This window comes from Paenibacillus jamilae (assembly GCF_050482105.1).
GTDB classification, from domain to species: Bacteria; Bacillota; Bacilli; order Paenibacillales; family Paenibacillaceae; genus Paenibacillus; species Paenibacillus jamilae_B.
Genome location: NZ_JBCNHI010000015.1, coordinates 160,773 through 186,357 on the forward strand (window position 1 = coordinate 160,773; position 25,585 = coordinate 186,357).

At 44.0% G+C, this 25,585-nt stretch carries 17 protein-coding genes; 11 read left to right on the forward strand and 6 right to left on the reverse strand.

From position 1 onward, the window contains the following. Window positions 1–26: 26 nt before the first annotated feature. Entirely contained in the window at window positions 27–1,229 is a 1,203-nt protein-coding gene (locus ABEW32_RS13000; protein WP_430188254.1) for an MFS transporter, read from the forward strand. Between the two features lie 26 nt (window positions 1,230–1,255). Continuing rightward, window positions 1,256–1,825, forward strand: a complete 570-nt coding sequence (locus ABEW32_RS13005; RefSeq protein ID WP_430188255.1) for a sugar O-acetyltransferase — start codon at window positions 1,256–1,258, stop codon at window positions 1,823–1,825. 119 nt (window positions 1,826–1,944) lie between these two features. On the opposite strand, the gene ABEW32_RS13010 is transcribed toward ABEW32_RS13005, so the two are convergent. Then, window positions 1,945–2,499 carry a helix-turn-helix domain-containing protein gene (locus ABEW32_RS13010; protein ID WP_430188256.1) on the reverse strand — a complete coding sequence of 185 codons (555 nt, stop codon included), beginning with the start codon at window positions 2,497–2,499 and terminating at the stop codon, window positions 1,945–1,947. Between the two features lie 112 nt (window positions 2,500–2,611). Between ABEW32_RS13010 and ABEW32_RS13015 the strand changes: the two genes are divergently transcribed. The 7 genes from ABEW32_RS13015 to ABEW32_RS13045 all read left to right on the forward strand — a co-directional run bounded on the left by ABEW32_RS13015 (window position 2,612) and on the right by ABEW32_RS13045 (window position 12,517). Then, window positions 2,612–3,193, forward strand: a complete 582-nt coding sequence (locus ABEW32_RS13015) for a LysE family transporter (RefSeq protein ID WP_430188258.1) — start codon at window positions 2,612–2,614, stop codon at window positions 3,191–3,193. Between the two features lie 280 nt (window positions 3,194–3,473). Then, a complete protein-coding gene (treC, locus tag ABEW32_RS13020; protein WP_430188259.1) occupies window positions 3,474–5,201 on the forward strand; it encodes an alpha,alpha-phosphotrehalase in 1,728 nt (575 codons plus the stop codon). A gap of 105 nt (window positions 5,202–5,306) precedes the next feature. Next, the gene (gene treP, locus ABEW32_RS13025; RefSeq protein ID WP_430188260.1) at window positions 5,307–7,271 is read left to right on the forward strand and encodes a PTS system trehalose-specific EIIBC component; all 1,965 of its coding nucleotides are present in this window, start codon (window positions 5,307–5,309) and stop codon (window positions 7,269–7,271) included. A 75-nt stretch (window positions 7,272–7,346) separates the two neighbouring features. Further along, window positions 7,347–8,096 carry a trehalose operon repressor gene (gene treR, locus ABEW32_RS13030; RefSeq protein ID WP_430188261.1) on the forward strand — a complete coding sequence of 250 codons (750 nt, stop codon included), beginning with the start codon at window positions 7,347–7,349 and terminating at the stop codon, window positions 8,094–8,096. Between the two features lie 211 nt (window positions 8,097–8,307). Continuing rightward, a complete protein-coding gene (locus tag ABEW32_RS13035; RefSeq protein WP_430188263.1) occupies window positions 8,308–9,048 on the forward strand; it encodes a LytR/AlgR family response regulator transcription factor in 741 nt (246 codons plus the stop codon). A 1-nt stretch (window position 9,049) separates the two neighbouring features. Beyond that, window positions 9,050–10,351, forward strand: a complete 1,302-nt coding sequence (locus ABEW32_RS13040; protein ID WP_430188264.1) for a GHKL domain-containing protein — start codon at window positions 9,050–9,052, stop codon at window positions 10,349–10,351. A 123-nt stretch (window positions 10,352–10,474) separates the two neighbouring features. Continuing rightward, complete coding sequence (locus ABEW32_RS13045; RefSeq protein ID WP_430188265.1) at window positions 10,475–12,517, forward strand: serine hydrolase domain-containing protein; 2,043 nt, start codon at window positions 10,475–10,477, stop codon at window positions 12,515–12,517. Window positions 12,518–12,631: 114 nt separating this feature from the next. Here the strand turns inward: ABEW32_RS13045 and ABEW32_RS13050 are convergent, their stop codons facing one another. From ABEW32_RS13050 to ABEW32_RS13060, 3 genes are read right to left on the reverse strand one after another with little or no spacing between them, the layout of a single operon-like run. After that, window positions 12,632–13,831 (reverse strand): Ger(x)C family spore germination protein, encoded by a 1,200-nt coding sequence (locus ABEW32_RS13050; RefSeq protein WP_430188267.1) that lies wholly within the window; start codon window positions 13,829–13,831, stop codon window positions 12,632–12,634. Beyond that, window positions 13,824–14,927 (reverse strand): GerAB/ArcD/ProY family transporter, encoded by a 1,104-nt coding sequence (locus ABEW32_RS13055; protein ID WP_430188269.1) that lies wholly within the window; start codon window positions 14,925–14,927, stop codon window positions 13,824–13,826. Before ABEW32_RS13055 ends, ABEW32_RS13050 begins: the two co-directional genes overlap by 8 nt. 24 nt (window positions 14,928–14,951) lie before the next feature. Further along, complete coding sequence (locus tag ABEW32_RS13060; protein WP_430188271.1) at window positions 14,952–16,634, reverse strand: spore germination protein; 1,683 nt, start codon at window positions 16,632–16,634, stop codon at window positions 14,952–14,954. A 310-nt stretch (window positions 16,635–16,944) separates the two neighbouring features. On the opposite strand from ABEW32_RS13060, the gene nirB reads away from it, so the two are divergent. Both nirB and nirD read left to right on the forward strand, forming a co-directional pair. Then, the gene (nirB, locus tag ABEW32_RS13065) at window positions 16,945–19,374 is read left to right on the forward strand and encodes a nitrite reductase large subunit NirB (RefSeq protein ID WP_430188273.1); all 2,430 of its coding nucleotides are present in this window, start codon (window positions 16,945–16,947) and stop codon (window positions 19,372–19,374) included. A gap of 39 nt (window positions 19,375–19,413) precedes the next feature. Continuing rightward, entirely contained in the window at window positions 19,414–19,743 is a 330-nt protein-coding gene (nirD, locus tag ABEW32_RS13070; RefSeq protein ID WP_430188275.1) for a nitrite reductase small subunit NirD, read from the forward strand. A gap of 68 nt (window positions 19,744–19,811) precedes the next feature. Here the strand turns inward: nirD and ABEW32_RS13075 are convergent, their stop codons facing one another. Together ABEW32_RS13075 and ABEW32_RS13080 are read right to left on the reverse strand one after the other, a co-directional pair. Then, window positions 19,812–21,467 (reverse strand): exosporium glycoprotein BclB-related protein, encoded by a 1,656-nt coding sequence (locus ABEW32_RS13075; protein ID WP_430188277.1) that lies wholly within the window; start codon window positions 21,465–21,467, stop codon window positions 19,812–19,814. A 211-nt stretch (window positions 21,468–21,678) separates the two neighbouring features. Further along, window positions 21,679–25,569, reverse strand: coding sequence for an immunoglobulin-like domain-containing protein (locus ABEW32_RS13080; protein ID WP_430188279.1), 3,891 nt, complete (start codon window positions 25,567–25,569; stop codon window positions 21,679–21,681). Between the last annotated feature and the right edge of the window lie 16 nt (window positions 25,570–25,585).

Consider the following 25,585-nt stretch of genomic DNA (forward strand, 5'->3'; position numbering starts at 1 on the left):
TAATAAGTATCGTTAGGAGCTAATCAATGACAGTAGAACCCTCCATGAATCCTAGGATAGTTCGTAATATTTTATTTGTTTTATTCGCCTTACCGGGTGTAGCTTTTGCTTCCTGGGTGTCTCGCACACCTGTCATACGGGATATTTTGCATGCCTCGACTGCCGAAATGGGGATCATTATTTTTGGATTAGCTGCGGGTTCTTTATTGGGACTACTTGGTGCGGGCAATGTTATTTCTCGCATAGGTGGACGGTCAGTCATTCTGGGAAGTGCGCTTTTGATTGTGATTGGTTTTGTCATTGTAGGGTTGGGAACTGCATTTTCGCTTACGAGCATCGTGTTTGTTGGTTTGGTCATCTTTGGTAGTGGCTATGGCACAGCCGAAGTAGCTCTTAATGTCGAAGGCTCTGCGGTAGAAAATCAGTTGAATAAAACGCTTTTGCCCGCCTTTCACGGTTCATTTAGTATGGGGACACTTGCAGGAGCTATCATCGGTTCTGGAGCTGCGGCGCTACACGTACCTGTTGTGATTCATTTCGGAGCTATGGCTGCGATGATTGCAGCAGTAACGTTCTATTTGTATCGTTATTTGCCCCACGGTACAGGTAAAGAAAAGGATGGTGCTTCCCATAAAAGTGGATCTAGTATTAAGGTTCAGCTTGCTGTCTGGAAAGAACGGCGAATCCTATTAATTGGTATCATCGTGCTCGGGATGGCGTTTGCAGAAGGGGCTGCGAATGACTGGCTACCGCTAATGATGGTAGATGGTTACGGCGTAGACTCCTTAACAAGCTCCTATATGTATGGGCTTTTCGTGGCAGCGATGACCGTTGGACGTTTCACAGGTGGATTTATCCTGGATAAATACGGCCGCGTCCCTGTGTTGAAAGGAAGTGCTGTCCTAGCTGCTGTTGGTATTATTCTAGTGATCTGGGGGCAGCAGGATCTCTTGGCTGGATTGGGTATCTTGCTATGGGGACTGGGGGCATCACTTGGCTTTCCGGTAGGCTTATCAGCTGCTGGAGATGATCCTCGTGGTGCTGCTATCCGGGTAGGAGCCGTGGCCACGATCGGTTATCTTGCCTTTTTGGTGGGACCTCCAGGATTAGGGCTTTTAGGTGAACATGTGGGCCTCCTGCATGCCTTAATTGTCGTGCTTATTGGCGTTATGATTGCTGGTTTGATATCGGGCGCTGCCCGGCCCGTAGGGATGAGAGAAAAGAAATAAGATTAAAGTATAAAGGAGATTGTCACATGTCGATGAAAACGGAAAAACAAAAAATGCTGGATGGGGAACTGTATGTAGCTGCTGATCCTCAGTTAACGAGTGAAAGAGAGTATGCGAGAAGATGTGTACGTCTCTTTAATCAGACGACGGAGGCGGATAGTGAGTACCGTGAAAAATTACTTAAGCAGCTTTTCGGTTCCACGGGTGAAAATATAAGCATGGAGCCTAACATACGCTGTGACTACGGATACAACATCCATGTTGGGGAAAATTTTTATGCCAACTTTGACTGTACTATTTTGGATGTTTGCGAAGTGCGTATTGGGGATAATTGTTTTCTGGCTCCAGGAGTCCATATTTACACAGCGACTCATCCCATTGATCCGTTTGAAAGAATCGCTGGGGCAGAGTATGGAAAGCCTGTAACGATTGGCAACAATGTATGGATTGGCGGCAGGGCGGTTATAAATCCCGGTGTTGCGATAGGAAATAACGTCGTTGTGGCATCAGGAGCAGTAGTAACCAAGGACGTTCCAGATCATGTAGTTGTAGCTGGAAATCCAGCACGAATAATTAAACAAATTGAAATCTCCTAAACGCTATACAGGTCTAATCATTTAATATTTGTACCGATGATCCTATTAAAAGAGCTCCTTATTTTAATAGGATCTTTTATATTTAAGGAATTTTACATATATGCTCTTCAAGGAATGAACTATACAGAGTAATAAATGATCATATTCATCCTTACCAGTGTTTCTCCAAAATTATAGTATATGTGTGGACGGTCTGCTTTAAAGCGGATCGAATCTCCAGCTTTCACTGTGTATGTTTCTTCGCTGACTTTTACCACCATTTCCCCCTCAAACACAGTAATAAATTCTTCAGTGCCCTCACGGTGTGGGGCAGAGCTCAGTTCCCCGCCTGTTTCGATCTCTACGGTATAGACCTCAAAATTTCTATTTCCTTCATAGGGGAAAAACGGATACAAACGATAGTGATTGCTTTCTTCAAGCACTTGTACTTTGTTTTTAGGAACGACTACGGCATCGGCAGGCGGTTCGCTAATCAGGGCAGTGAATGATATTTTCAAGCCGTTCGCAATTTTCCATACCGTTGTAATTGAGGGATTCGATTCTCCCCGTTCAATCTGGCCGAGCATCGTTTTACTGATTCCAGTCAGGTCAGCTAATTTATCTAAGCTCAATTTTCTTTCATTTCTTAGATGCTTTAAATTTTTGCTTAAAATCAAATTAATATGCTCCATCATTTTTCCGCTCCCTATTGTGCTATATAAAGAACATAATGTACAATCATAGAGTACAAAAAATGCGCTTAAACGTACGCTTTATTCAATTATAACACACTGGAGTTGATTTTTTATGCCGTTTATTCCATTTTTATCTTACGTGCTTGTTACCAGCTTTACGCCAGGACCCAACAATATTATGTCCTTAGACAGTGCCAGGCGATTAGGATTGAAGAGGGCATTTCCATTCTTACTGGGAGTCACAGCAGGCTGTTTTGCCATTATGCTGTTAGCCTGCTATTTTAATCTAGCTTTATATCATTTCTTGCCTCGGGTCAAAATCTGGATGAATGTTCTCGGTAGTCTGTACATGCTTTATCTGGCAGTAAAAATAGCAAAGAGCAAATCTACTACGAAGGATAATGACCACAATGAAGGGTATTCCTTCAAATCAGGCCTGCTGCTGCAATTTATCAATTTAAAAATCATTTTGTATGGTATTACGGTCATTTCAACGTTTGTAATGCCGTATGATGTGTCATATATGACAATGCTTGTGATCACGTTACTCCTGACCTGCATTGGCTTTGCTGCTGTCATGTGCTGGGCGATTTTTGGTGCCATGTTTCAACGCTTCTTGAATAAATATGAGCGTTCCTTCAATATCATCATGGCCTTATTGCTTCTTTATAGTGCACTATCAATCTGGATATAAATTGAATAACGTATTTCTCATAGAAAAAGATAGGTTCCTGACTTATAAAGCAGGAGCCTTTTTCGTGTGAAATAGAGCTTATTCAAAGAGTCATGAAAAACAATCGGACAGCGTGAATAAGATTACTGATCATTTAGCTGTAAAACGGGTATTACCTTAATAGATAAAGCCTGTTGACAACTTGTATATACATGATTTAATCTTGTATATACAAGAAGTTGAAAGCGTTATACTAGATTCTTTTACGCTACTTCATTTCGTAAGAAAGGAATGAGCATGAATGGAAGCAATGAACAAAGCTTTAATTCCTCAAGATCAAGACTGGTGGCGCAAATCGGTCGTCTATCAGGTTTATCCCAAAAGCTTTAACGATACGACGGGCAAAGGAACCGGTGATATAAGAGGACTGACACAAAAGCTGGATTATCTGCAAGGACTGGGTGTTGATATTATCTGGTTGCAGCCTGTATATGTCTCGCCCCAGCGTGATAACGGGTATGATGTAGCCGATTATTGCGAGATTAATCCTGATTACGGAACAATGCAGGATTTTGAAGAACTAAGCCAGGAAATTCGGGTACGTGGAATGTACTTGATGATCGACATCGTGGTTAACCATTCATCTACAGAGCATGTCTGGTTTCAACAGGCGCGGCTTTCTAAGGATAATGAGTACAGGGACTATTATATCTGGCGTGACCCTGCACCCGACGGAGGACCTCCGAACAACTGGATGTCCAAGTTTGGTGGACCCGCTTGGCAGTATGACGAGGCTACCAACCAGTATTTCTTGACACTGTTTGATAAGACGCAGGCGGATTTGAACTGGGAAAATCCCAAAGTTCGTCAGGAAGTTGTTCATGTGCTGGAATTTTGGGCAGAGAAGGGAGTTAGTGGCTTTCGGCTCGATGTCATTAATTTGATCTCCAAGGATCAGCAATTCTCGGATGATGATGGAAGCACGGCTCCTGGGGACGGACGTAAGTATTATACGGACGGTCCGCATGTGCATGAATACCTTCATGAATTACATGAGAAAGTATTCTCAGTGTATAACAGTGTCACTGTAGGGGAGATGTCCTCCACCTCACTGGATCACTGTATCCGTTACTCCAACCCAGAGAGAAAAGAATTATCCATGACCTTTAATTTTCATCATTTGAAGGTGGACTATCCCCATGGACAAAAGTGGGAACTCATGCCTTATGATTTTGAAATGCTGAAAAGGCTATTCTCGGATTGGCAAATTGGCATGCAGCAGGGTGGCGGCTGGAGTGCATTGTTTTTTAACAATCATGATCAGCCAAGAGCGATCTCTCGCTTTTTGGATGACGGCGAATATCATGCGGAAAGCGCCAAGCTACTGGCCACCACGCTACATGGACTTCAGGGAACACCTTATATCTTTCAAGGTGAAGAGATTGGTATGCCCAATCCGCAGTGGTCAGATATTGAAGAATTCCGGGATGTTGAATCGCTGAATATGTATCGTATCTTACAGGAACAAGGCAAAAGTGCAGAGGAGGCATTGGATATCATTCGAGAGCGGTCCCGTGATAATTCGAGGACACCGATGCAGTGGGATAACACTCGCAATGCGGGCTTCACTACAGGCACGCCTTGGATTAAGGTAGATGAACGATATCCACAGATCAACGTTCAGTCCCAGCTAGAGGACCCGAACTCGATCTACAACCATTATCGTAAGCTGATTCATCTGCGCAAGACGGTACAGGTCATCACCGATGGGACTTATCGACGCTTGGACGAAGCTCATCCTCAGGTCTATGCCTATCAACGCAGCAATGAACAGGAGACTTTGGTCGTCATCTCTAATTTTAGCGGGCAGGATGTACAATTCCGTATACCGGATTCATTTTATTCATCTTTAGAAAATAAAGGGTTGGATGCGGCTGAGCCTTTAATCAGCAATACCCAGCACGCCCCGAAGCTAAATCAGGTGGTCTCTTTGACTCCGTATGCTTCCTACATGTGGATTGTTCGATAACCTTAGTGAATAGTATGAAAACATCTAACAGCACCCCGGTAGTACATTCATTTTCAACCGGGGTGGCTGCTTTAAAAATGAACAAACGTCGAGGGAGTGGACTAGATGGCGATTGAAAGAGCACAGGTGGAAGACATTATAAAAGCCGTTGGTGGCAAAGACAATATAGAGGCCTCTACGCATTGCGTAACTCGTCTGCGATTTGCCCTTTACGATGATAAGCTGGTCGACAAAGATGCACTTGATCAAAATGATCTGGTCAAAGGTCAATTTTCTTCACAAGGACAGTATCAGGTCGTGATTGGTCCAGGTCTGGTCGATAAGGTGTATGACGAAATGATCTCCATTACAGGAGGCAGTCGGGCTTCTAAGGATGAAGTTAAAAACGCAGCTAGTAAAAAACAAAACCCGATTCAGCGTGCCATCAAGACACTGGCGGATATTTTCATTCCCATTTTGCCCGCGATCGTGACTGCAGGTTTATTACTTGGGATCAATAATATTCTGACAGGCAATGGAATCTTTTTCGAAGGAATGTCTCTGGTTCAGGTCTACCCTCAATGGACAGACTTTGCAGCAATCATTAATACCATTGCCAGCACCGCTTTTACATTTCTACCTGCCTTGATTGGATGGTCGGCTGTTGTCCGGTTTGGCGGTAGTCCTTTACTCGGGATTGTACTAGGCTTGATTCTGGTTCATCCGGATCTGCTAAGTGCATACAGTTATGCGGATGCCGTTACCAAAGGAACCGTTCCGGTGTGGGATTTGTTTGGCTGGCACGTGAACAAGATTGGTTATCAGGGACAGGTTCTACCCGTTTTGGTATCCGCTTACGTGCTCGCACAAATTGAGAAATTCCTCAATAAAAAGATAGCGGATTCATTTAAGCTGTTGCTCGTAGCTCCGATTACATTGTTAATTACAGGATTTCTTGCTTTCACAGTGATTGGTCCGGTTACTTTTATGATTGGTAATGCAATTACGTCTGGTCTTGTATACGTTTTCGATTTGGCTCCTGCGCTGGGTGGCTTGATTTATGGAGGCTTTTACTCCTTGCTGGTCATTACGGGAATGCACCATACTTTCCTGGCGGTGGACGTGCAATTAATTGGTACGCAGGGTGGCACGTTCCTATGGCCGATGCTGGCGCTGTCCAATATCGCTCAGGGGGCCGGAGCACTGGCCATGATGCTGGTATTGAAGGAGCAAAAGGGAAAAGGATTGGCTCTTACCTCTTCCGTCTCTGCGTTTCTGGGTGTAACCGAGCCTGCTATATTCGGGGTGAATATTCGGTATAAATATCCGTTCGTATTCGGAATGATCGGTTCAGGTATCGCAGGTATACTACTCACCGTAAATCATGTGTTGGCTTCTTCCATTGGTGTAGGAGGGATTCCAGGCTTCTTGTCTATTTTCCCAAACAACTGGGGAGTATTTTTCATCGGGATGGCAATCGTATTGATTGTACCGTTTGCTTTAACCTTTATGTATGGAAAACTGCTAAGTAAGCGCCATCAAACTCCAGCTACACCAGCTAAGGATTCCATACGGAAAGATTCGGATCAACAAAATTCTGCACTGGATGTGCTGGAAGTAAAAACTCCGGTACCAGGGCATGTAGTGCCATTGGAACAGGTTCCTGATCCGGCATTTGCCGAACGGCAGATGGGGCAAGGTATTGCAGTGGAACCGAGGGATGGTCGAATTCTTGCCCCTTTCAGTGGTAAAGTCATTCACATCATGGTGAAAAGCAAACATGCCTTGATTTTAGAACACCCGACAGGTGTGCAGATTCTGTTACATGTAGGAATCAACACGGTATCATTAAAGGGAGAAGGATTCACCATGCATGTGGAAACAGGTCAAACCGTCGAGCAGGGACAGCTACTGATGGAATTTGACCGTGAGCTGATTCAGAAATCGGGATATCCTATCATCACACCAGTTATTGTGCCCGATGGGCAGAGTATGATTGAATCGGTGGAGGAGCTGCCGGGTGAGGCAAACGATCTGCAATATGTTTTAATGAGAATTCATTTGAATTCTTCATCGGACAATACGAATTAAGCCTGATTCATCCTGCTAGCCTAATTTAGTAACTTGGTCAGTGAAAGAATGCTACAATAAACGTGGTGATGAAAATTGACTAAGAATATATTTTTGCAAATTTATCAGGAGTACTCGGGACGAATTCAGACAGGCGAATTAGCTCCAGGCTCGAAAATGCCTTCTGAAAATGAACTGGCCCGAGAGTATAACACTTCTCGCGAGACCGTGCGTAAGGCACTTCACTTGCTTGCCCAAAATGGGTATATCCATAAAATAAAGGCAAAAGGATCTTTTGTTCTGGACATCGGGCGGATGGATTTTCCGATAGGAGGATTGGTCAGTTTCAAAGAAATGTCTGAGCGGATTGGACGTAAATCCCAAACGATTGTTCATGAAAATCAGCTGATTCCCGTTCCAGACGACATCGCGACTCACCTTGAAATTGACAAAGACAAGTATTTAGTCTGGAAGGTCATTCGTGCGCGCGAAATTGAAGGTGAATGCGTCATACTGGACAAAGATTACTTTCGATCAGACATTGTCCCAGTGCTTACCGAGGAGATTAGTCGTGAATCCATCTACGAATATCTGGAGGGGGAACTCCATCTTCCGATCAGTTATGCCAAAAAGGTCGTTTCTGTAGAAGATGCAGATGAAGAAGACCGTAGGCTGATGGACCTCCTGAACTACACTCATGTGGTTGTAGTACGTAACTATGTTTATCTGGAAGACACTACATTGTTCCAGTACACCGAATCCAGACATCGGTTAGACAAATTCCAATTCGTCGATTTTGCCAGACGTTCCCACGGTGGAGACAAGAGAGCAGATTTTTTTAAATAACGATCAGTAAAACAGTTAAGAAACCCCCGTCTTTTAAAGACGAGGGTTTCTTTTTTACCTTGGATGCAACTGCTGAGCGACTTGTATACTGGCATTTGAGGGATTTGAATTTGCGTTTTATCCAAAAGCTATTTATAGAGTATTAAAAGGTTATATACTGTTTAGAATACAATTCCATGTCAATGCAATAGGAATGAGGTGTATGTTATTTATGTATAGAGTGGCTATTTGTGATGATGAGCACAAGCAGAGAGAACTTGTTAAAAATATGCTAATTACGTTGTCGATCAAGACCAATATAGAATTTAAAGTTGAATTATTTGACTCAGGAGAAAAGCTGGTATCTCATTATCAAAACCATCAGTCTCCATTCCATATCTTAATATTGGATGTTGAAATGAATGGCATAAACGGAATTCAAACCGCCAAAAAAATAAGGAGTTTAAATCACCTGGATGAACAGATTGTTTTTTTAACGAGCTATCCTGAGTATATGCTGGAAAGTTTTGACGTAGTTACATTTCAGTACTTAATAAAACCAATTGCTCCCCATATCTTTGAGGAAAAAATGATCAAGCTGTGTCAGTACTTTCAATCTCTCGATAAAAAATTCGTTATCATCAAGTCAGCTTATGAAGAGATGCTTTTAAAATATGATGATATCATTAGTATTGAAGTGGCTAAAAGCTTAACCATAAAAAACAAACTGCATTTTGTTACCCCTACACAAACCTATGATAGCAAAGGGATTCTTTCGGACTATGCTTCAGCATTAAAAGAACATAATTTTCTACAAATTCATCGTTCGATTATTATAAACTTAATTCATGTGAAAAAATTTGCTGGCGGTGATGTTTTGATGTCAAATGATGTGAAGTTGCCTATTGGACGTTCTAAAATAAAAGAAGTTAAAGATCTATATACCAAATTTATGATCATGAAGATGCATTAATATGATGGAATATAACTCCCTGCTGCTTAATCTTTGCGTTGTTCTTGTTATGTGCTTCCAAGTGAATTTTTACTTCAACTCGGTTTTTGATAAGTCCAGTCGAAAGCCGAACAGAATGATGTATTTCATTATTTTCGGGTTGCTGAATTTTTTATATTTAAGTGTTTATCTATCTCCTACGATATCTTCGATTTTAGCATTACTTGTCATATTTAGTTTAGCGCAATCGTATACAGTGGAAATAAAGACAAAGATTATTTTTTCTATCCTTTATGCTGTATTGATAACTATCGTTAATTTTATATCTCTTTATATTTTATATGCTGTAGGCTCCGCTAAAATCAGTAACTTTAGCCATTTGGGCGGACAAGATCGCTTGATATCCTCTAAGGTTATGTTACTCAGCTGCATTATCATGTTTGCTGTCATTCAGATTATACGGCTATTTGCCAAGCGCAGAACCTTCCCTTTGCAGCATCGCTACTATATTTTATTTTTAATCGTTCCTATCATAAGTTTATACCAGGTCCATGTTTTATCTGTTTATAGTGAAAAGAATTTGTATTATTTTGGTTCTATTATTGGTTTTATCTCTTTAAATGTTTTTATCATATACATCTTCGATAATGTCATTGAAAAGTTCCAATTAATGCATGAAAATGCTCAACTACAACACCAGATGGACTACCAAGATGCTAACTACGAAAAAACGGTTCACAGCTTTAAAAATATGAAAAGAATTATTCATGACACACACCAACAGTTTTTGTATATTGACGAATGTATCAAGAGAAATGAATTAGCTGAGGCAAGTGAACATATTAAGGTCACATTAAATAAAATCGAAGGAGCCTATCAAAGAGTTAATACCGGTAATCTAGTTATAGATGCCCTTGTCACGAATAGTCTTAATATTGGGCAAGCCAATGGCATAAAGGTAGATACCCAGCTCAACTTATACTCACAGAAAGTAAATATTGAACGTTATGACTTATGTGTCGCTCTGGGCAATATGCTGGATAATGCCATAGAAGCATCTAAAAAGGTCAAAATTGCTGATGATAGATATATTCTTATTAAAATACATTCCAATGAATCTGCGCTTTTCATTCACATCCTTAATCATGTGGAGAATGAAGTGGCCCATTTGCATAGTCAAAAGTCAAACCCGGATGTTCATGGTATTGGCTTAACCAATATATCTAGAATATGTGATAAATACGGTGGGAATATGACCATTGAAACGAAAAATAAAGTATTCAATAATATGGTTTTATTGCCATTTTATAAGGACAATCCTTAGACAATATGTTGTTTAGGGATTGTTTTTTTCGTTTAAGGGTGATTTTTTATATAAAATCTTCGTTCACTGTATGATCAGGTCAGTAATAAAATCTGGTGAAGCTATAAGAGGAGGAAATATGGAATGAAGAAAATAATAGCTGTATTCGTTTCGGCTATGCTTGTTGTACTACCGATGACAAATACTTTTGCTCAAGGCACTCCTGAACCGATCAAGGAAAAGGCTCGCAGTCTGGCCTCGGAGCTGGTATCCAAATACGGTGCTAGCGGTGTGCAGTATGCCATTATGGACCAAGGAAACATCGTACTATCGGATAGCGTGGGTGTAAAGAATAAAGCAACTAACGAGCCAATCACCAAAGATACGATGTTCGGTATAGGCTCTACAAGCAAAATGTATGTATCTGCTGCAACGATGATGCTGGTGGATGCCCATAAGGTAGATATTGATCAGCCGCTAACAACATATATTAAGGACTTTAAAATGTCTGATGAAAGATACAAACAAATTACACCGCGTATGCTTTTAAATCATTCGTCAGGTCTTTATGGTGCTCACCTTAAAAATAGTATGTTATTTAATGACAATGATACAAAAAATCATGATGAGCTCTTGCTGAGATTGCAATCAGAAACTTTAAAATCAAACCCTGGCGAATATTCCGTATACACCAATGATGGATTTCAATTGCTTGAAATATTGGTTGAGCGGGTGAGCGGTTTAAGCTACACTGATTTCCTGGCAAAGCATATTAGTACCCCTTTGGGTTTGAAATCTACCAAAACACCTCTCGACCAATTTGATAGACAAAAGCTGTCCAAAACTTATTTTCCTGCGATTGAGGGGGCCTTACCGGTTGAAAATGCCAATGTCATCGGGACAGGGGGCTTATACTCCACCGCAGAAGAGGTGGCTATGTTTGCAGGAGTATTGACGGGGAACAGACCCGATATTTTATCTGTACAATCGGCGAAGTCCATGCAAAGTCATGAATATCGAAAAGGAATATGGGTACCTGAAGAGACAAACAGCTTTAATTATGGACTTGGTTGGGATGCGGTTCAGTTGGCACCGTTTAGTGATTACGGAATAACTGCGTTATCCAAGGGGGGGGATACTGTTTTGTATCACTCTACTTTGATCACCATACCAGAGCATCATATCTCTATGGCTGTGCTTTCATCTGGAGGGTCTTCTATCTTAGATAGTACTTTTGCTTCTAACATTTTATTGGAACTTTTAAAAGATAAGGGCATCATTAAAGACATCAAACCGGATAAAACATTTGAGTCTCCTGTAAAAGTAGAAATGCCGTCTGATTTACTTGCATATTCGGGATTATACGGTTCTGTCGGTACTACCATCAATGTAGACATTAAAAATGGTGAGTTTGATTTACCTGCTTTTTTTGGGGAATTCGTCCCAGCCCAAAAATATGTATATATAGGCAATGGACAATTCAAAAGCAGTGATGGCAGTGTAGTTGTAAGCTTTGACAAACAAAAAAACGGGAAGATATATATTAAGGCTAACGTATATTTAAACTTTCCGGGATTAGGTCAAATGGTTATGGTGACTTATGAATATCAAAAGATTGATGCCAACCCTCTAAATACTACAGTTAAACAGGCATGGGAACATAGAAACGGGAAGAATTATTATGCCCTGGATGAAAAGATATCTTCTATTTTTTATCTGGCCCCATCGTTTATAACGAAAAAAATATCCGTTGATCATGATGGATACGCAAGTGGTACCAAAATTGTGGATGAGAATAAAGCCGCTAATGCCGTTGAGATTCCTGTTATGAGTGGAAGAGATGCATTTGATCTCAATTTTTATACCAAGGATGGTTCAGAGTATTTAACCATAGATGGACAGTCCTATATCAGTGAGGATGCTATTAAACCTTTCCAGGGTGGGAAATCAGTGTACACCATACCATCTAATGGCCAAGTCACATGGTATAAAGTAGATAAAAGCTCAGCCAATAAAACGCTGACCGTTGATTATCCCAAAAGCGGAGGGTTCGCTGTCTATGATGAAACAGGAGCGGTTGTACAATTTTCAACTGCCAGCCATAACAATTCGGTTGTACTGCCTAAAGGTGGCTTGATCGTTTTGGGTGGCAATGCAGGGGATGTATTTAAAATCAATTTGAATTAAGGTGTGTAGTCACTTCTGGAAATTCAGGAGCGACCGTTGCGGCGTTGGAAGATTATGAAGACAACCACGAATCTCAAGTCGAATTGGCTTTTAGCTAAGGCCAATTCGACTTTTTCATTCAGCTGAGGAACCTAAATCCGTAATGGTAAGTTTAATATCAAAGGTTACGGGGATTTTACTGAACTTATAATCCCAGTCATCCTTTACCTTTTTCCACACCTGTGGTTTTTCAATTTTTAGGTGATCACCAAAACCGGCAACATCGACTTTATATTCAGCTTGTAATTTGTGCATAAGAGATTTAATATTTTGAGTCACTTGTTTTTCAAACTCTTGTTCAGCTTCTTTTGTGTTTCCCGTTTTCGTTGGGTCTATCTTCTCATCCCAGTTTTCGATTAAACGTCCTTCGGATTCAATTTTTACATGAAATGAGATGTCGTCGCCATCGGCCGCTTTAGTTGTTATTTTGCTTTTTACCGATTTGATTTCATAAGTTATGGCTTCATTATGCTTGTCATACGTTTTGATAGCTCCGCCCTCCACATCACCCTTAATCCATCCAATACTCTCCACGTCTTGTTGTCCCAAAGCACCGATCCAGTGACCGGTATCGCCTTTGATAATGCCAGCACCTGAAAGTTCCAATTCACCTTCGGATTCACTTATGTTTTGTAGTATATAGGTTTTTTTTGAATGTATTAGCCCATCCAATTCAGACAGATTAACCCCCCTCATAACTTTACTGGTTCTAAAATGGTTACGAAGCATATTCAAAATGTGAATGGATGGAATCTCGCCCTTATATTTGGTAACTAAGGTGTCAGCTGCTTGTTCCTTGCTTAAAAAAACAACACAACTTGGACGAATATCATTATCACGCAGCACAAAATCCATCAATTGCTGGATCGTCTGTTGTTTTGCCAGTTCGGTGGAAATGACCATGACCTTTAGATGGTGGCCAATAATGGGGCGATCCAAACGAAGAGATAGTTGTCGAAAGATTTCAAGCAAAGAATCTCCTGTACTAGTTATGTTGTTATAGTTTGGTTCTTGTCCTCCGCCACCGCCTTTCTGGCTCGGGCCTCCAGATGATTTTTTGGGTACGATTTGTATGCTGGCCGTAATTTTGTTTTTCTTGAAGTATCGGCTACCTTTCCTCTCCAGCTCCTGTTCCAGTGGACTTAGCTCCCCCCGATCGAGAGCCAATCCTGTATATATGCTAAGCTCCTCTATTTCTTTGCTGCTCCAGCAGCCAACTTGGGTCACCAAAAGAATGAAGGCAAGCAGTACAGATAGGATAGGCCGTCTACACATTTTGCTTCATTCCCTTCTTTCTGATCAGCACAACGATGGAGAGAAATACCGGTACCATAAAAAATAATACAATCCCCATGTACCCGATCGCGTCGCCGAGACGAAACACTTCCATCATACGAATAGGAGTCATCGTGGAAATAAAGATAAGCGGGATCAATCCAAAAATTGTATAACGATATTTAATACCAAACACCTGTGAGACACCTAAGGATGCATTGAAGAAAAAACTGCAAAAATTACAGAACATTTGCATCATCCAGATTACCAGCAACGGAAACTCCAGACGTTCAAAAAGAAATCCGGAGATTTCAAAACTGCGCATCAAATTAATGGTAGGCCAAGTACTTGTCACTGTAGAATCCACCGATAGCCCGCCAATCACCATAAATACGGTCAGAAAGTACAGAGTCATAGGAATACTGATGCCCGCTGCCATGGCCTTAAATGCTTTTTCGGGGTACTGCAAAAAAGCGACGAGTGTCATAACGACTTCACAACCAGTGAAAACAAGGATAGTCGATTTCAGCCCCTTGATGACGGGGAGAATCCCGTCACTCAATACGGGACGCAGATGATCAATTTCAAATATCCTTAAGCTAAAAAGAAAACAGATAAGCAGAAAGAAGAGACTGATCGGAAGTACAATTTGATACAGCCGGGCGATGGGGTTAATACCACCAATAACCAAATAACTTCCTACCCAGATGAATGGAATCACAATTGCCCATATAGGTGTGCCTTCGAGTAGGTAAAATATAGTTACTTCAGCTAATACACGAATCTCAAAGCCGGCTATGATTATAAAGTATATAATTAATAGCACACTTAAGAATCCTCCCGGAATTTTGCCTATAATTTTTCTGGAGTATTGATATACGGTGTTTCCAGGAAACTGTTGACTTAATTTCACCATGACCCAGACGACGAATATGACAATACATCCACCGATGAGGACAGAAAGCCATGCATCAGGAGTTTGTACCTGCTCAGTTACACCTCTTGGCAGTGTCAAAATCCCTGCGCCCAATACGGTATTGGTCAGGAATATAGCCGCCTGCTTCGTTGTGATCTTATCATCAGAGCGCCTAAACACAATAACTCCTCCTTCGTCTTGGGATCATGATCTGCGCTTGCCTTGCTGCGTTTTCATCATAATAGGTCTTCGTTTCATGAGAGATATAGGAACCCGGATGTATAAATCCTTCCAATCGCTTAGGCGCATGGGGGAAATTGGAGTTACATACGGTACGCCAAAGCTTTTCAACTTTGTCAGGTGGATACAAATTAACAGAAAGAACAAAATGGTTCCAAACATGCCCAGGACTGCTGCAAAGAACATGCCGACGAAACGCAAGAGGCGCAAGGTAATACCTGCACTGTATGTCGGTATCGAAAACGAAGAAATGGCAGTAACTGCAACTACAATCACCAGGAATGGGCTAACGATGCCCGCATTGACAGCAGCGTCACCGATAACCAAGCCTCCCACAATACCCATTGCAGGACCGATGGGCTTGGGCAAGCGAATGCCGGCCTCCCGTAAAATTTCAATAGAGATTTCCAAAATCATGACCTCGATGACCGATGGGAAAGGGACGCCTTGACGGGTTCCAATAATGCTAATGATCAGCTTGGTCGGAATCAAACCAGGATGAAACGATATAAAAGAAATGTACAAAGCAGGCCCCATAAGCGCTATAAAAGCTCCGGTAAATCGCAGCAGGCGTAAAAGTGATCCTGGAATCCATCGCTCATAATAGTCTTCGGGAGATTGAAGCAGCATACTGAAGGTCACCGGGACAATAAGTGCAAAGGGAGTACCGTCCAGTAAGATCGCAATTTTGCCTTCCAACAAAGCACTAATAACACGGTCGGGACGCTCTGTATTATGAGCCTGTTGGAACGGACTTAAATAATTGTCTTCAATGAGTTGTTCCACATAACCAGACTCAGGTAAAAAGTCCATGTCTATTTTTGAAATTCTACGCTTCACTTCTTCTAGAAGGTCTGGATTCACAATATCGTTTATATACGCGATAACGAGATCCTTTTTGATTCTGCTGCCCACTTGGAATTTCTTCATTTCCAGGCTTTTATTTAAACCTTGGCGTCGAAGCATCGAAGTGTTCTCACTCAATACTTCTGTAAAACCGATTCTGGGTCCCCGAAGCAACGACTCAGAGGTTGGTTCATTAACGGAGCGAATAGCGCCATTAGGCGAGCCCACCAGGAGCGCTTCCTTCATGCCTTCAATTAATAAGGCGGTATGGCCTAAAAGGATGAATTCGTGCAGTTCCTCCATACGGGTCACTTCACTGATTTGGGTAAGTGGCATCAAGCTTTCTTTTATAAAAGAGTTACTTACCCCTTTCGGTTGTTCCTGTTGATCCTGACCCTGCGGGCCGCCGAACATCAAGACCTCCATTACCTGTTCGCTCATCAGCTTTTCATCCTGCATACCTTCTATGAAGACTAACACGGACCGAGCCTGAAATTTCTTCATCATAAACTCACGAAAATGCACATCACTATTTCCACCTATAGCTTCACGAATTGCTTGTAAGTCGGCATCATAATTTCCTGTTATTTTGGAGCTCGGTTCATGCTGATCAGTGTGCCCTTCGTTATGTTGATCAGAGAGTGGATGACCGGAAGAATGTTTGGATTTGGCTCCCTTACTGCCGACAAACGAATAAAGTGAGGTGTTTATATAATAAATTCCTAAAGGAATAAACAACGCGAGGCTGGCTTGAAAGAGTGTGCTCCAGCTAGGAAGATAAGGAATGATTTTAGACCACATGATGATTACCTCCAAACAATTCAGTTTCCCATAAGATATAAGTTGTTCATAAAGTATTCCTTATAACGGTTATATTTACACATGAATTGGAAAGATTCATGCGCTGACACTGCTATGATTTCCGGTTTACCTTTATCCCTTGAAATAGAATAGGGAAATCCCTAAATATTCATAATTTTAACTACATTGTGATTGTGATCACATATCCACCTATCTACTGCATTAGAATAGAAGCATAAACAATATTCATTAGAAACGTAGAGATGTCGTCGGATAGGAAGTAGCGTCGAATGAATGGAGGAACCGGTATATGATAAACAGTAAGAAGAAGCTTGTAGTTATAGGGAACGGGATGGCTGGTATCAATACGGTCGAACAGATTTTAAAATTAACAGATAAATATGAAATTACAGTCCTCGGAAGTGAGCCGCATCCGAACTATAACAGGATTATGCTCTCTTATGTGTTGGAAGGTAGCAAAACAATAGATGATATTATACTGAACGATTTGCAATGGTATGCGGATCAAGGGATTACTTTATATACAGGAAAAATGGTTAAAAGCATCGACGGTGAGCACAAGAAGATTCACACCGCAGACGGACTGGAAATCGATTACGATGTGGCTTTGGTAGCTACCGGCTCACAATCGTTTATTCTGCCTATTCCGGGCAAAGAGTTACCGGGCGTTATTGGCTTCCGGGATATTGCAGATTGCTCGGCAATGCTGGAGGCGGCGAAGACCTATAAAAAGGCAGCTGTTATTGGTGGAGGTCTATTGGGGCTGGAGGCAGCTAAAGGCTTGGTCAATCTGGGGATGGATGTTACGGTCGTTCATCTAATGGAAGATCTGATGGAACGTCAGTTAGACCGGGAAGCTTCTGCGATGTTGAAAGCAGAACTGGAACGCCAGGGAATTAAGTTTGCTATGCAGATGCAAACTGCGGAAGTGTACGGCCAGGATCGGGTACAAGGACTGCGTTTCTCGGATGGAAGAGAGCTGGAAGCAGATTTGGTCGTAATGGCTGTTGGGATTAAGCCTAATATCCAGGTAGCTGTGCAAAGTGGTATGGAAACAAACCGCGGGATTGTGGTCGATGACTTGATGAGAACCTCCATGCCGGATGTATACGCGGTAGGGGAATGTGTTGAACACCGTGGTGTCTGTTATGGCTTGGTAGCTCCATTGTTTGAACAGGGAAGTGTAATTGCCAAACATTTGGCGGGTGCGGATACCGAAGGCTATGCAGGCTCGGTAGTTTCCACCAAACTTAAAATTTCAGGGGTAGATGTTTTCTCAGCTGGCGAATTCATAACCCAGCCTGAACATACGGTGATTGTAGCGAAGGATGAGTGGAAACGCACCTACAAGAAAGTGCTGCTTCGTGATAATAAAATTGTTGGTACTGTACTGTTCGGTGATGTGAGCGAATCTGCTAGTCTGCAAAAATATGTACGTCAGCAAACGCAGATGACAGATGAGATCTATGGACAGCTTATGGGTACCGGATGCGGTAATCACGGAGCGAAAACGTCATCCGCTGAAACGATGGCGGACGATGAAATTGTCTGCGGCTGCAACGGTGTGACTAAAAAGGCGATTGTGGACGCGATCAATGAAAATGGGCTAACCACCGTCGATGAAATTAAGGCATGCACTGGAGCTACGCGTTCCTGTGGAGGATGTAAGCCAGTTGTTGAGCAAATTTTGCAATATGTTCTTGGAGACAGCTTTAAGATGTCAGCCAAACAGGGAATATGTGGCTGCACCACATTGAGCCGGGACGAGATTGTGGAAGCGATCAAAACCAAAGGGCTGACAACTACGCGTGAAGTAATGAATGTACTGGGTTGGCATAATGATGAAGGCTGCTCCAAATGCCGCCCGGCACTGAATTATTACTTGGGTATGATTAACCCGGATACCTATGAAAATGAGGGAGATTCCCGGTTTGTAAATGAGCGATTGCACGCGAACATTCAAAAGGATGGAACGTTTACAGTGGTGCCAAGAATGTACGGCGGTGTAACGACTCCAGAAGATTTGAAGAAAATTGCCGATGTATCGCTTAAATACAACGTTAAAGTCGTTAAAGTAACCGGGGGACAACGGCTGGATTTGATTGGTGTCCGTAAAGAGGATCTGCCTAAAGTGTGGGAAGAACTCGATATGCCTTCGGGATATGCGTATGCGAAGTCACTTCGTACAGTTAAAACCTGTGTTGGATCGCAATTCTGTCGTTTTGGTACACAGGACTCGATGGGAATGGGAGAAGTGCTGGAACGGAAATTTGAACGATTGGATTTCCCGGCAAAATTCAAACTAGCGGTTAACGGATGTCCACGGAACTGTGCAGAGTCATGCACAAAGGATATCGGAATCGTAGGTAATGATGGAGGCTGGGAGATCTTTATCGGTGGAAACGGCGGTATTAAAGCACGGTTGGCTGATTCACTCTGTAAGGTAAAAACCGACGCTGAATTGATAGATATCGTAGGAAGCGTGATGCAATTTTACCGGGAAACAGGACAATACCTGGAACGTACTTCGGAGTGGGTGGAACGGATCGGTCTGGAAGAGATTCAGAAGGCTGTCGTTCACGATACAGCTAATCGACAAGCTTTAATAGAACGCATTGAATTTGCACTACAACAGGTCGAAGACCCGTGGAAAAAAATCATCAATGATGAGAATACACGCAAAAATTTATTTGAGGTTGTCGCCCCATCTATTGTGTAATTGTATCTAAAATGACTGAGGAAGGAAGCGAGCAAGCAAATGATTAAGAATGCCGAATGGCTTGTTGTCGGTCATAGTAAGGATTTTCCGATCAGAATAGGACGTACTATCCACGTCAAAGGTGCTGAAATTGCTGTTTTCCGCACTTCAGATAATGAATTATATGCTGTTGAGAATAGCAATCCTCACCCCAAGGGAGGTCCCCTTACAGAGGCAATAGTATCTGGTCATTATATTTATGATCCTTTGTATGACTGGAAGATTGATTTGCAAACAGGCGTCGTTCAAGAGCCTGATCATGGGCAAATCAAAACATTTGCCGTTCGCGAAGAGGGAGAAGAAGTGAAAATATCGCTCGAAACGGTTTAGTTTATCTGATGAATGTAAATAAAAATGGCTCGACAGGAACAATCCTGTGGAGCCATTTTCGTTTTGGATCAGGTAATGGTAACGCCTGCACTTGCGTACCCCACCACGGTGTTGACGAGAGAAACTCCTGTCGCAGTGGCGGAAAAGACCAAAAGCAGACGGGTTTGCGCGGTTACGGGTATAGCCAATCCAGTAGCAATACCACTAGAGGTGGTTCCTAAAGCAATGATGTTAGTCAGTGGAGGGGCCAATGTAACGGTGGCTCCGGGAACCGCTATGAAAGTGTTATTGGGGGTTGGGGAACTAAACAACTGGGCAGTGATGCTTACAGATGAACCTATGAGGGTTAGTGCAGCCGTGGTGCTGAAATATCCAGCAAGGGATGTAATCACACCATCACGTGGAACGGAGAAGGCAAAGTTAATGAGTGGTCCTACAAGTGTACCTGTAAGATCAATGGCTCCGTCTACGAGGCTAATGCCTGTTGCGGAGCTTCCAAAGCCGATCAGGCTGGTAGTACCTACCAGACCACCAAGAACGGTTGTCAGTATAGCAGGTCCTCCCGAAGCAAACGGGATGATTGCTCCTGAACCGGTGGCGCCCGTAACCCCTGTGGCTCCGGTAGCTCCGCCAGCACCTGTTGCACCCGTAGCACCGACCGCGCCAACCGCACCTGGCAGTCCATCGGCGCCAGTCGGTCCAGTGGCTCCAGCAGGTCCAACCGCGCCAATCGCGCCAACCACACCTGGCAACCCATCAGCACCAGCCGGTCCAGTCGGTCCAGTGACCCCAGCGGGTCCAACCGCGCCAACTGCGCCTGGCAGTCCATCAGCGCCAGTCGGCCCAGTGGCTCCAGCGGGTCCAACCGCGCCAACCGCACCTGGCAGCCCATCAGCGCCAGTCGGTCCAGTGGCCCCAGCGGGTCCAACTGCGCCAACCGCACCTGGTAGCCCATCGGCGCCCGTAGCACCCGTGGCGCCTGTCACACCCCCGGCGGGCCCGGCAGGTCCTTCAGGTCCCGCGGCTCCGATAGGCCCAGCGGCCCCGACAGGTCCAGCGGCCCCAACAGGTCCAGCGGCCCCGACAGGTCCCGCGGCCCCGACAGGCCCAGCAGGTCCGGCAGGCCCAGCAGGTCCGGCAGGCCCAGCGGGTCCGACAGGTCCAGGTGCTCCGATAGGCCCCGGAGGTCCTTGTGGCCCCGGAATACCTGCTGGACCTGGCGCCCCGCCAGGCCCCACAGGTCCCGGAGGCCCTTGTGGGCCGGGCCCTCCAGACAAATACGGTTCACTTAATGCGTTGCTAACCGTTGTTCCCGCAGTTCTGATTGCACGAATTAAACTGTCTTTGAAAGTTGGATTAAGGGATTCCTGTAGAACGATGGACAATAGGGCATCCAGCAGTTGCTGTAATGTAGTACCTACGCTGATCGGGGAGAAAGGCCTGGCTTCTAATGCTACAATAGCAAGTTCCAACGCCGCCAGTAAATCTGCCTTACCTCCGCCCCTAAGTCTCAAACTTTTCCCCAGAGACAGCAATTGTCTTAAAATTTGTTGTAATAAAGATACATTAGCCGCAGAAGGGTTTGCGAATACAAGAGGGATGATCGCGGTTAATTCATGAATAAGCTTGAGAAGTGCTTCGATATTTCTATTTTCTCTTGTTGGTTTGCAATCCTCGTCTTTTTTTGAAGAACCACTGAATCTGAACGATCTTTTATGTTTCATGCTCAAATATCTCCTCCTCAATCTTCCTACTGTGAGGTGACAGATGGTTAATCGCCCCATTTTACAGATATTCATAATATATTTATGGAAGTGAAAAGGGTGAATGCTCAAGCATCGCTTTATAAAATATCGAGAATAAAAGCGCGGTTCCCAAATAGCCTGGGACCGCGCTTTTGTGTGTACTCTATAGTTTTGCATGTCTTTCACTACTTTATTTGAAAATACGTACCAGCAGTTCAGCCATCTCGCCTCTGCTAATGGCAGCCTTCGGTTTGAGCGTTCCATCAGGATACCCGCTGATCCAACCCGAACCTATGGCATTCTCGAATGCTGTAGAAGCCCAGGAAGCAATCTGCTGGTCATCCTTGTAGGATTGCAATCCTGTAGGGCTGATAACAGATGTCTGATTCTGCATCGCATGTGACAGGATCACCATCGCCTGTTCACGGGTAAGGCTCTCATCAGGTCCGAACGTCTGGGCAGTTAGTCCTTGAATCCATCCCTGACGGTGTGCAGCTTCCACGGCTGATCCAGCCCAGTGTTCCTTCATATCTGTAAATGAGGTAGACTGGCTCTCGTCTCCAGTCGTTCCTAAAGCCCTAATCAAGATGGCTACAAATTCTGCACGGCTTACTGCACGCTCAGGGCGCATATTGCCGTCTTTGTAGCCCTGCATCCAGCCTTTGGCTGCGAGAGATTGGAGGGACTTCGCTGCCCAGTGACCTTGTAGGTCTGGCCATACCGGGGCTGGCTCTTGTGAATTTGACGCATTGATTTGGTCATTTTGCATACCGGTCTGATCGACTTGAGACGCGTCCGTAGAGATGGCGATAGCAAAAGTACCTAACCGAGGCGTATTCACACTCACACCCGACACAATCCCTTGTGAGTTCATCACAGCAGTGCCATTTAAAATGTCGTGCTCACCATTTTCATACATTACAAGAATGGAGAATTGGGGTTTCACATTCTGCAATTCACTTGAGGATTCGCTATCTAGCGGCAGAACGATGGACGAAGTACCGGTCACGTTAGCTTTAATTTCTACAGCCGATCCTATTAGCTTCAGGTTGGATTGTTGCTCGGCCCAAGCGCGGAATTGCTGATCCGACTGCTGGAATGAGATGGTAACGTCCTCCTGACCTGAGGCGCCCATGCTGGCTAGTGTATCACTCGATAGCATCAGTGTTCCATATCGTGAGATCACCGAAGCTCCAATCCGATCCCATTTATTCAGTATAGAATGAGTCAGAAGGACACGACTCAGTTGCTTTTCCTGCTCTAAGCGAATATCGGCGTAGGCCTTGCCTTCGCGAAGTGCTTGTTGGATCTGTTCATCCAGAAACGCCGCCGAAGGAACAAAGAGGGAGACTGTTTTTCCTTGCTCTGAAAAACTAATCTGTGGTATGCCAGCAGACAGTTCCTGATCCTCATTCTTATCTTTGTTAGACTTGCCTGTGTCCACTGTCACTTTAGCAGGGACGATGACTTCTAAGGCCTGAGTCAAAGCATGAGAACCATCGCTTACCTTCATGACATCCAGCAGAACAGTTACAACGGCAGGAGTGTCTGTTTTAAAAATAGTTCCGTCAGTACGCACGATGTCTGGCTGACTGCTGCTGCTGATGGTTACACGGAAGCCATCAGGTACAGCAGGCAACCTAAGCAGTGTATCACTTGTGGTAGGGGCAGGTATGCTTGTGATGGAATCCGCTACACGCTGCGCGGTTAACCCTTGCGGATATACTAGCACAGAGGGTGCGCTCTTCATGCCATTTACGTTCTGCAGCACATAGTAGCTGGCTCCTTCGGGTACAGGTGAAAATGTGTATTTTCCCTCACTCGAAGCGATTCCTTCTGCTATAAGCTCCTGCTGAGCATTGTATAGCTCAAGCCGTGCGCCAGGTAGAGCATTTGTGACGATCACAGATGCAGTATCCTCATGGCCTGCTGCGACCGCAACAGCACGAGGAATCACGTTTATACGGCGTTCTGCCGGCTCTGCGGTCCAGCCTCCATTGTCGCTATAAGTATAGTTCAATACATATACACCAGGAACATTCGTATCGACATTGCCGACACCTGAAAGGTCAGGAACCAGAATATTGCCGTATACGCTGTCCAGTACACTGGCTCCTGGATCAGTGAAGCTGTCACCTGCTTCCAGTACAATTGGATTATTGCCGTTTAATCGTACATAAGGTGTATTTGGCAATGCCTTCAGCACGGTAAGCGTGAATGCTCTTTGAGCAGAGGCGGTACCTTTAGAAATAATAGCAATTAACTGTACATTCACATCACCGTCTGTATATTTAGGACGATTTACCTGACCGCTGTCACTGAGGATATCCGGTTGGTCTGACGACCAGTCGATCCGGGTGTCGAATGCCCCTGAACGAGGAAGGGCAATGGAATCCTTTATCCCTTGCGGGTAATCCAGATTCAGTGTATTTGCCGCCAAATTCACTGCTTCATCAGCGCTTACGGGCAATGCGGGTACGAGCAGACTGAAAGTTTTGCGAAGCTCAACTACGCCTCTAGACACAATCGCTTCCAGCATGATGGTCTGATCGCCCTGTACATAGGATGGAAATGTTACATGTCCAGTATGATCGAGGAACTCGGGGTGATTCGATGACCATGACACCTGAACATCATTCAGAGCATCTTTTGGCAAATATACGTCTCCGGTTACTGTCGTTATCGGCAGTTCAAGTGCTTGGTATGCTGCGTCCACGGCTTCAGTGTCGCTCATCGGCAGACGGAGTACGTGTGCAGTAAAGTCCTTTGTTTTTGTTAAGCCTGCAAGTTGCAGGGTAGCCGTTAGGGTAACATCCGTATCTCCATTACTATAGGAAGGTCTGGTGAGTGTTCCATCTGCTGCAATGACAAGAGGTTTGGACGAGGACCATTCGATCTGCACTCCACCATACCCGGATACAGGGAGAGATACATTTTCTTGTACTGCAGACAAATCACCCAGCGATAGGGCATCTGCTGCTTGATTCAATGTATCTTGAGCAGTCATCTTCGAAACGGTAACTTCAAAAGTTTGGGTATCCGAGGCGGTTCCTTTTGTAATTGTTGCTGTCAGTTTTACCTTTTGATCACCCAAATCGTACCGCGGACGTATTACAGTTCCTTCGTTCGTAATGACGTCAGGAGTATCCGAACTCCAGCTCACCGCCGTATCATTCAACCCAGTGAGTGGCAGTGTCAGCTTTTGGGATACCGACTCCACCGTATCTCCAGGTGCGAGACCTAAAGCTAGGGCGGTTTTGGCCTGTACGACTTTCTCGGCATCGGTAAGTAGGATTACTTTGGCCTCTGAGGGAGTGCTCTCCCCCTTAGCATTCACGGCCTGGACCGTGTAAACTGCTTCACCTGGCGGCAATGCTGAAGTGTCTATAAACTGGGTTAAGCTGCCTGTATAGAGCGTTACGTTGTCTCGCATGACTTTGTATGAGGTTGCATAAGGAACGGCTTCCCAGCTTAATTCTACTGTATTTCCATTTTTGGTACCTGTAAAATGACCCGGAGCTTGTGGAACGGGTAATTGTTCCCCATAAGCAGCGAATTCCATGATGGAAGCCCATTGATTGTTTCTGGCATTTCCTTGATCAATATATAATCGTAAATATCTTGCGGTTACAGGACTAATGCTCTTTTGAAAATTAGAACTCACATTATTCTGCACAGTATCCACAGTCGCCCAATTAATTCCGTTGCTGCTCGTCTGTAGTCGGAAACTATATGGATCACGCTGATCTTGCCACCCATTAAGGACACCCATACCTGTAACAACGTATCGATCCACGATATACCAGTCTCTCAAATCTACCTGAATCCACTTTTCACCGTCACTCGCTTGATACCAGCGGCTTGTCGGTTCAATTGACCCGTCGACAGCTCTGGAGGGATCATAGGGCTGGGTGTAACCGCTGGATGTAGCCGGTTTGTTAAACACAACATTTTCCCAACCGGCAGCATCGACTTCGTTGGTCCCTATGAGCAATGCCGCACCGCTGATGAATGGTAGCAGTGGAACCAGCACACGGTAGGGGGTTAATTTGTTGCGTGTGAAGTTATTTCCTTCGAGCACGCTATCACCTCTTCTT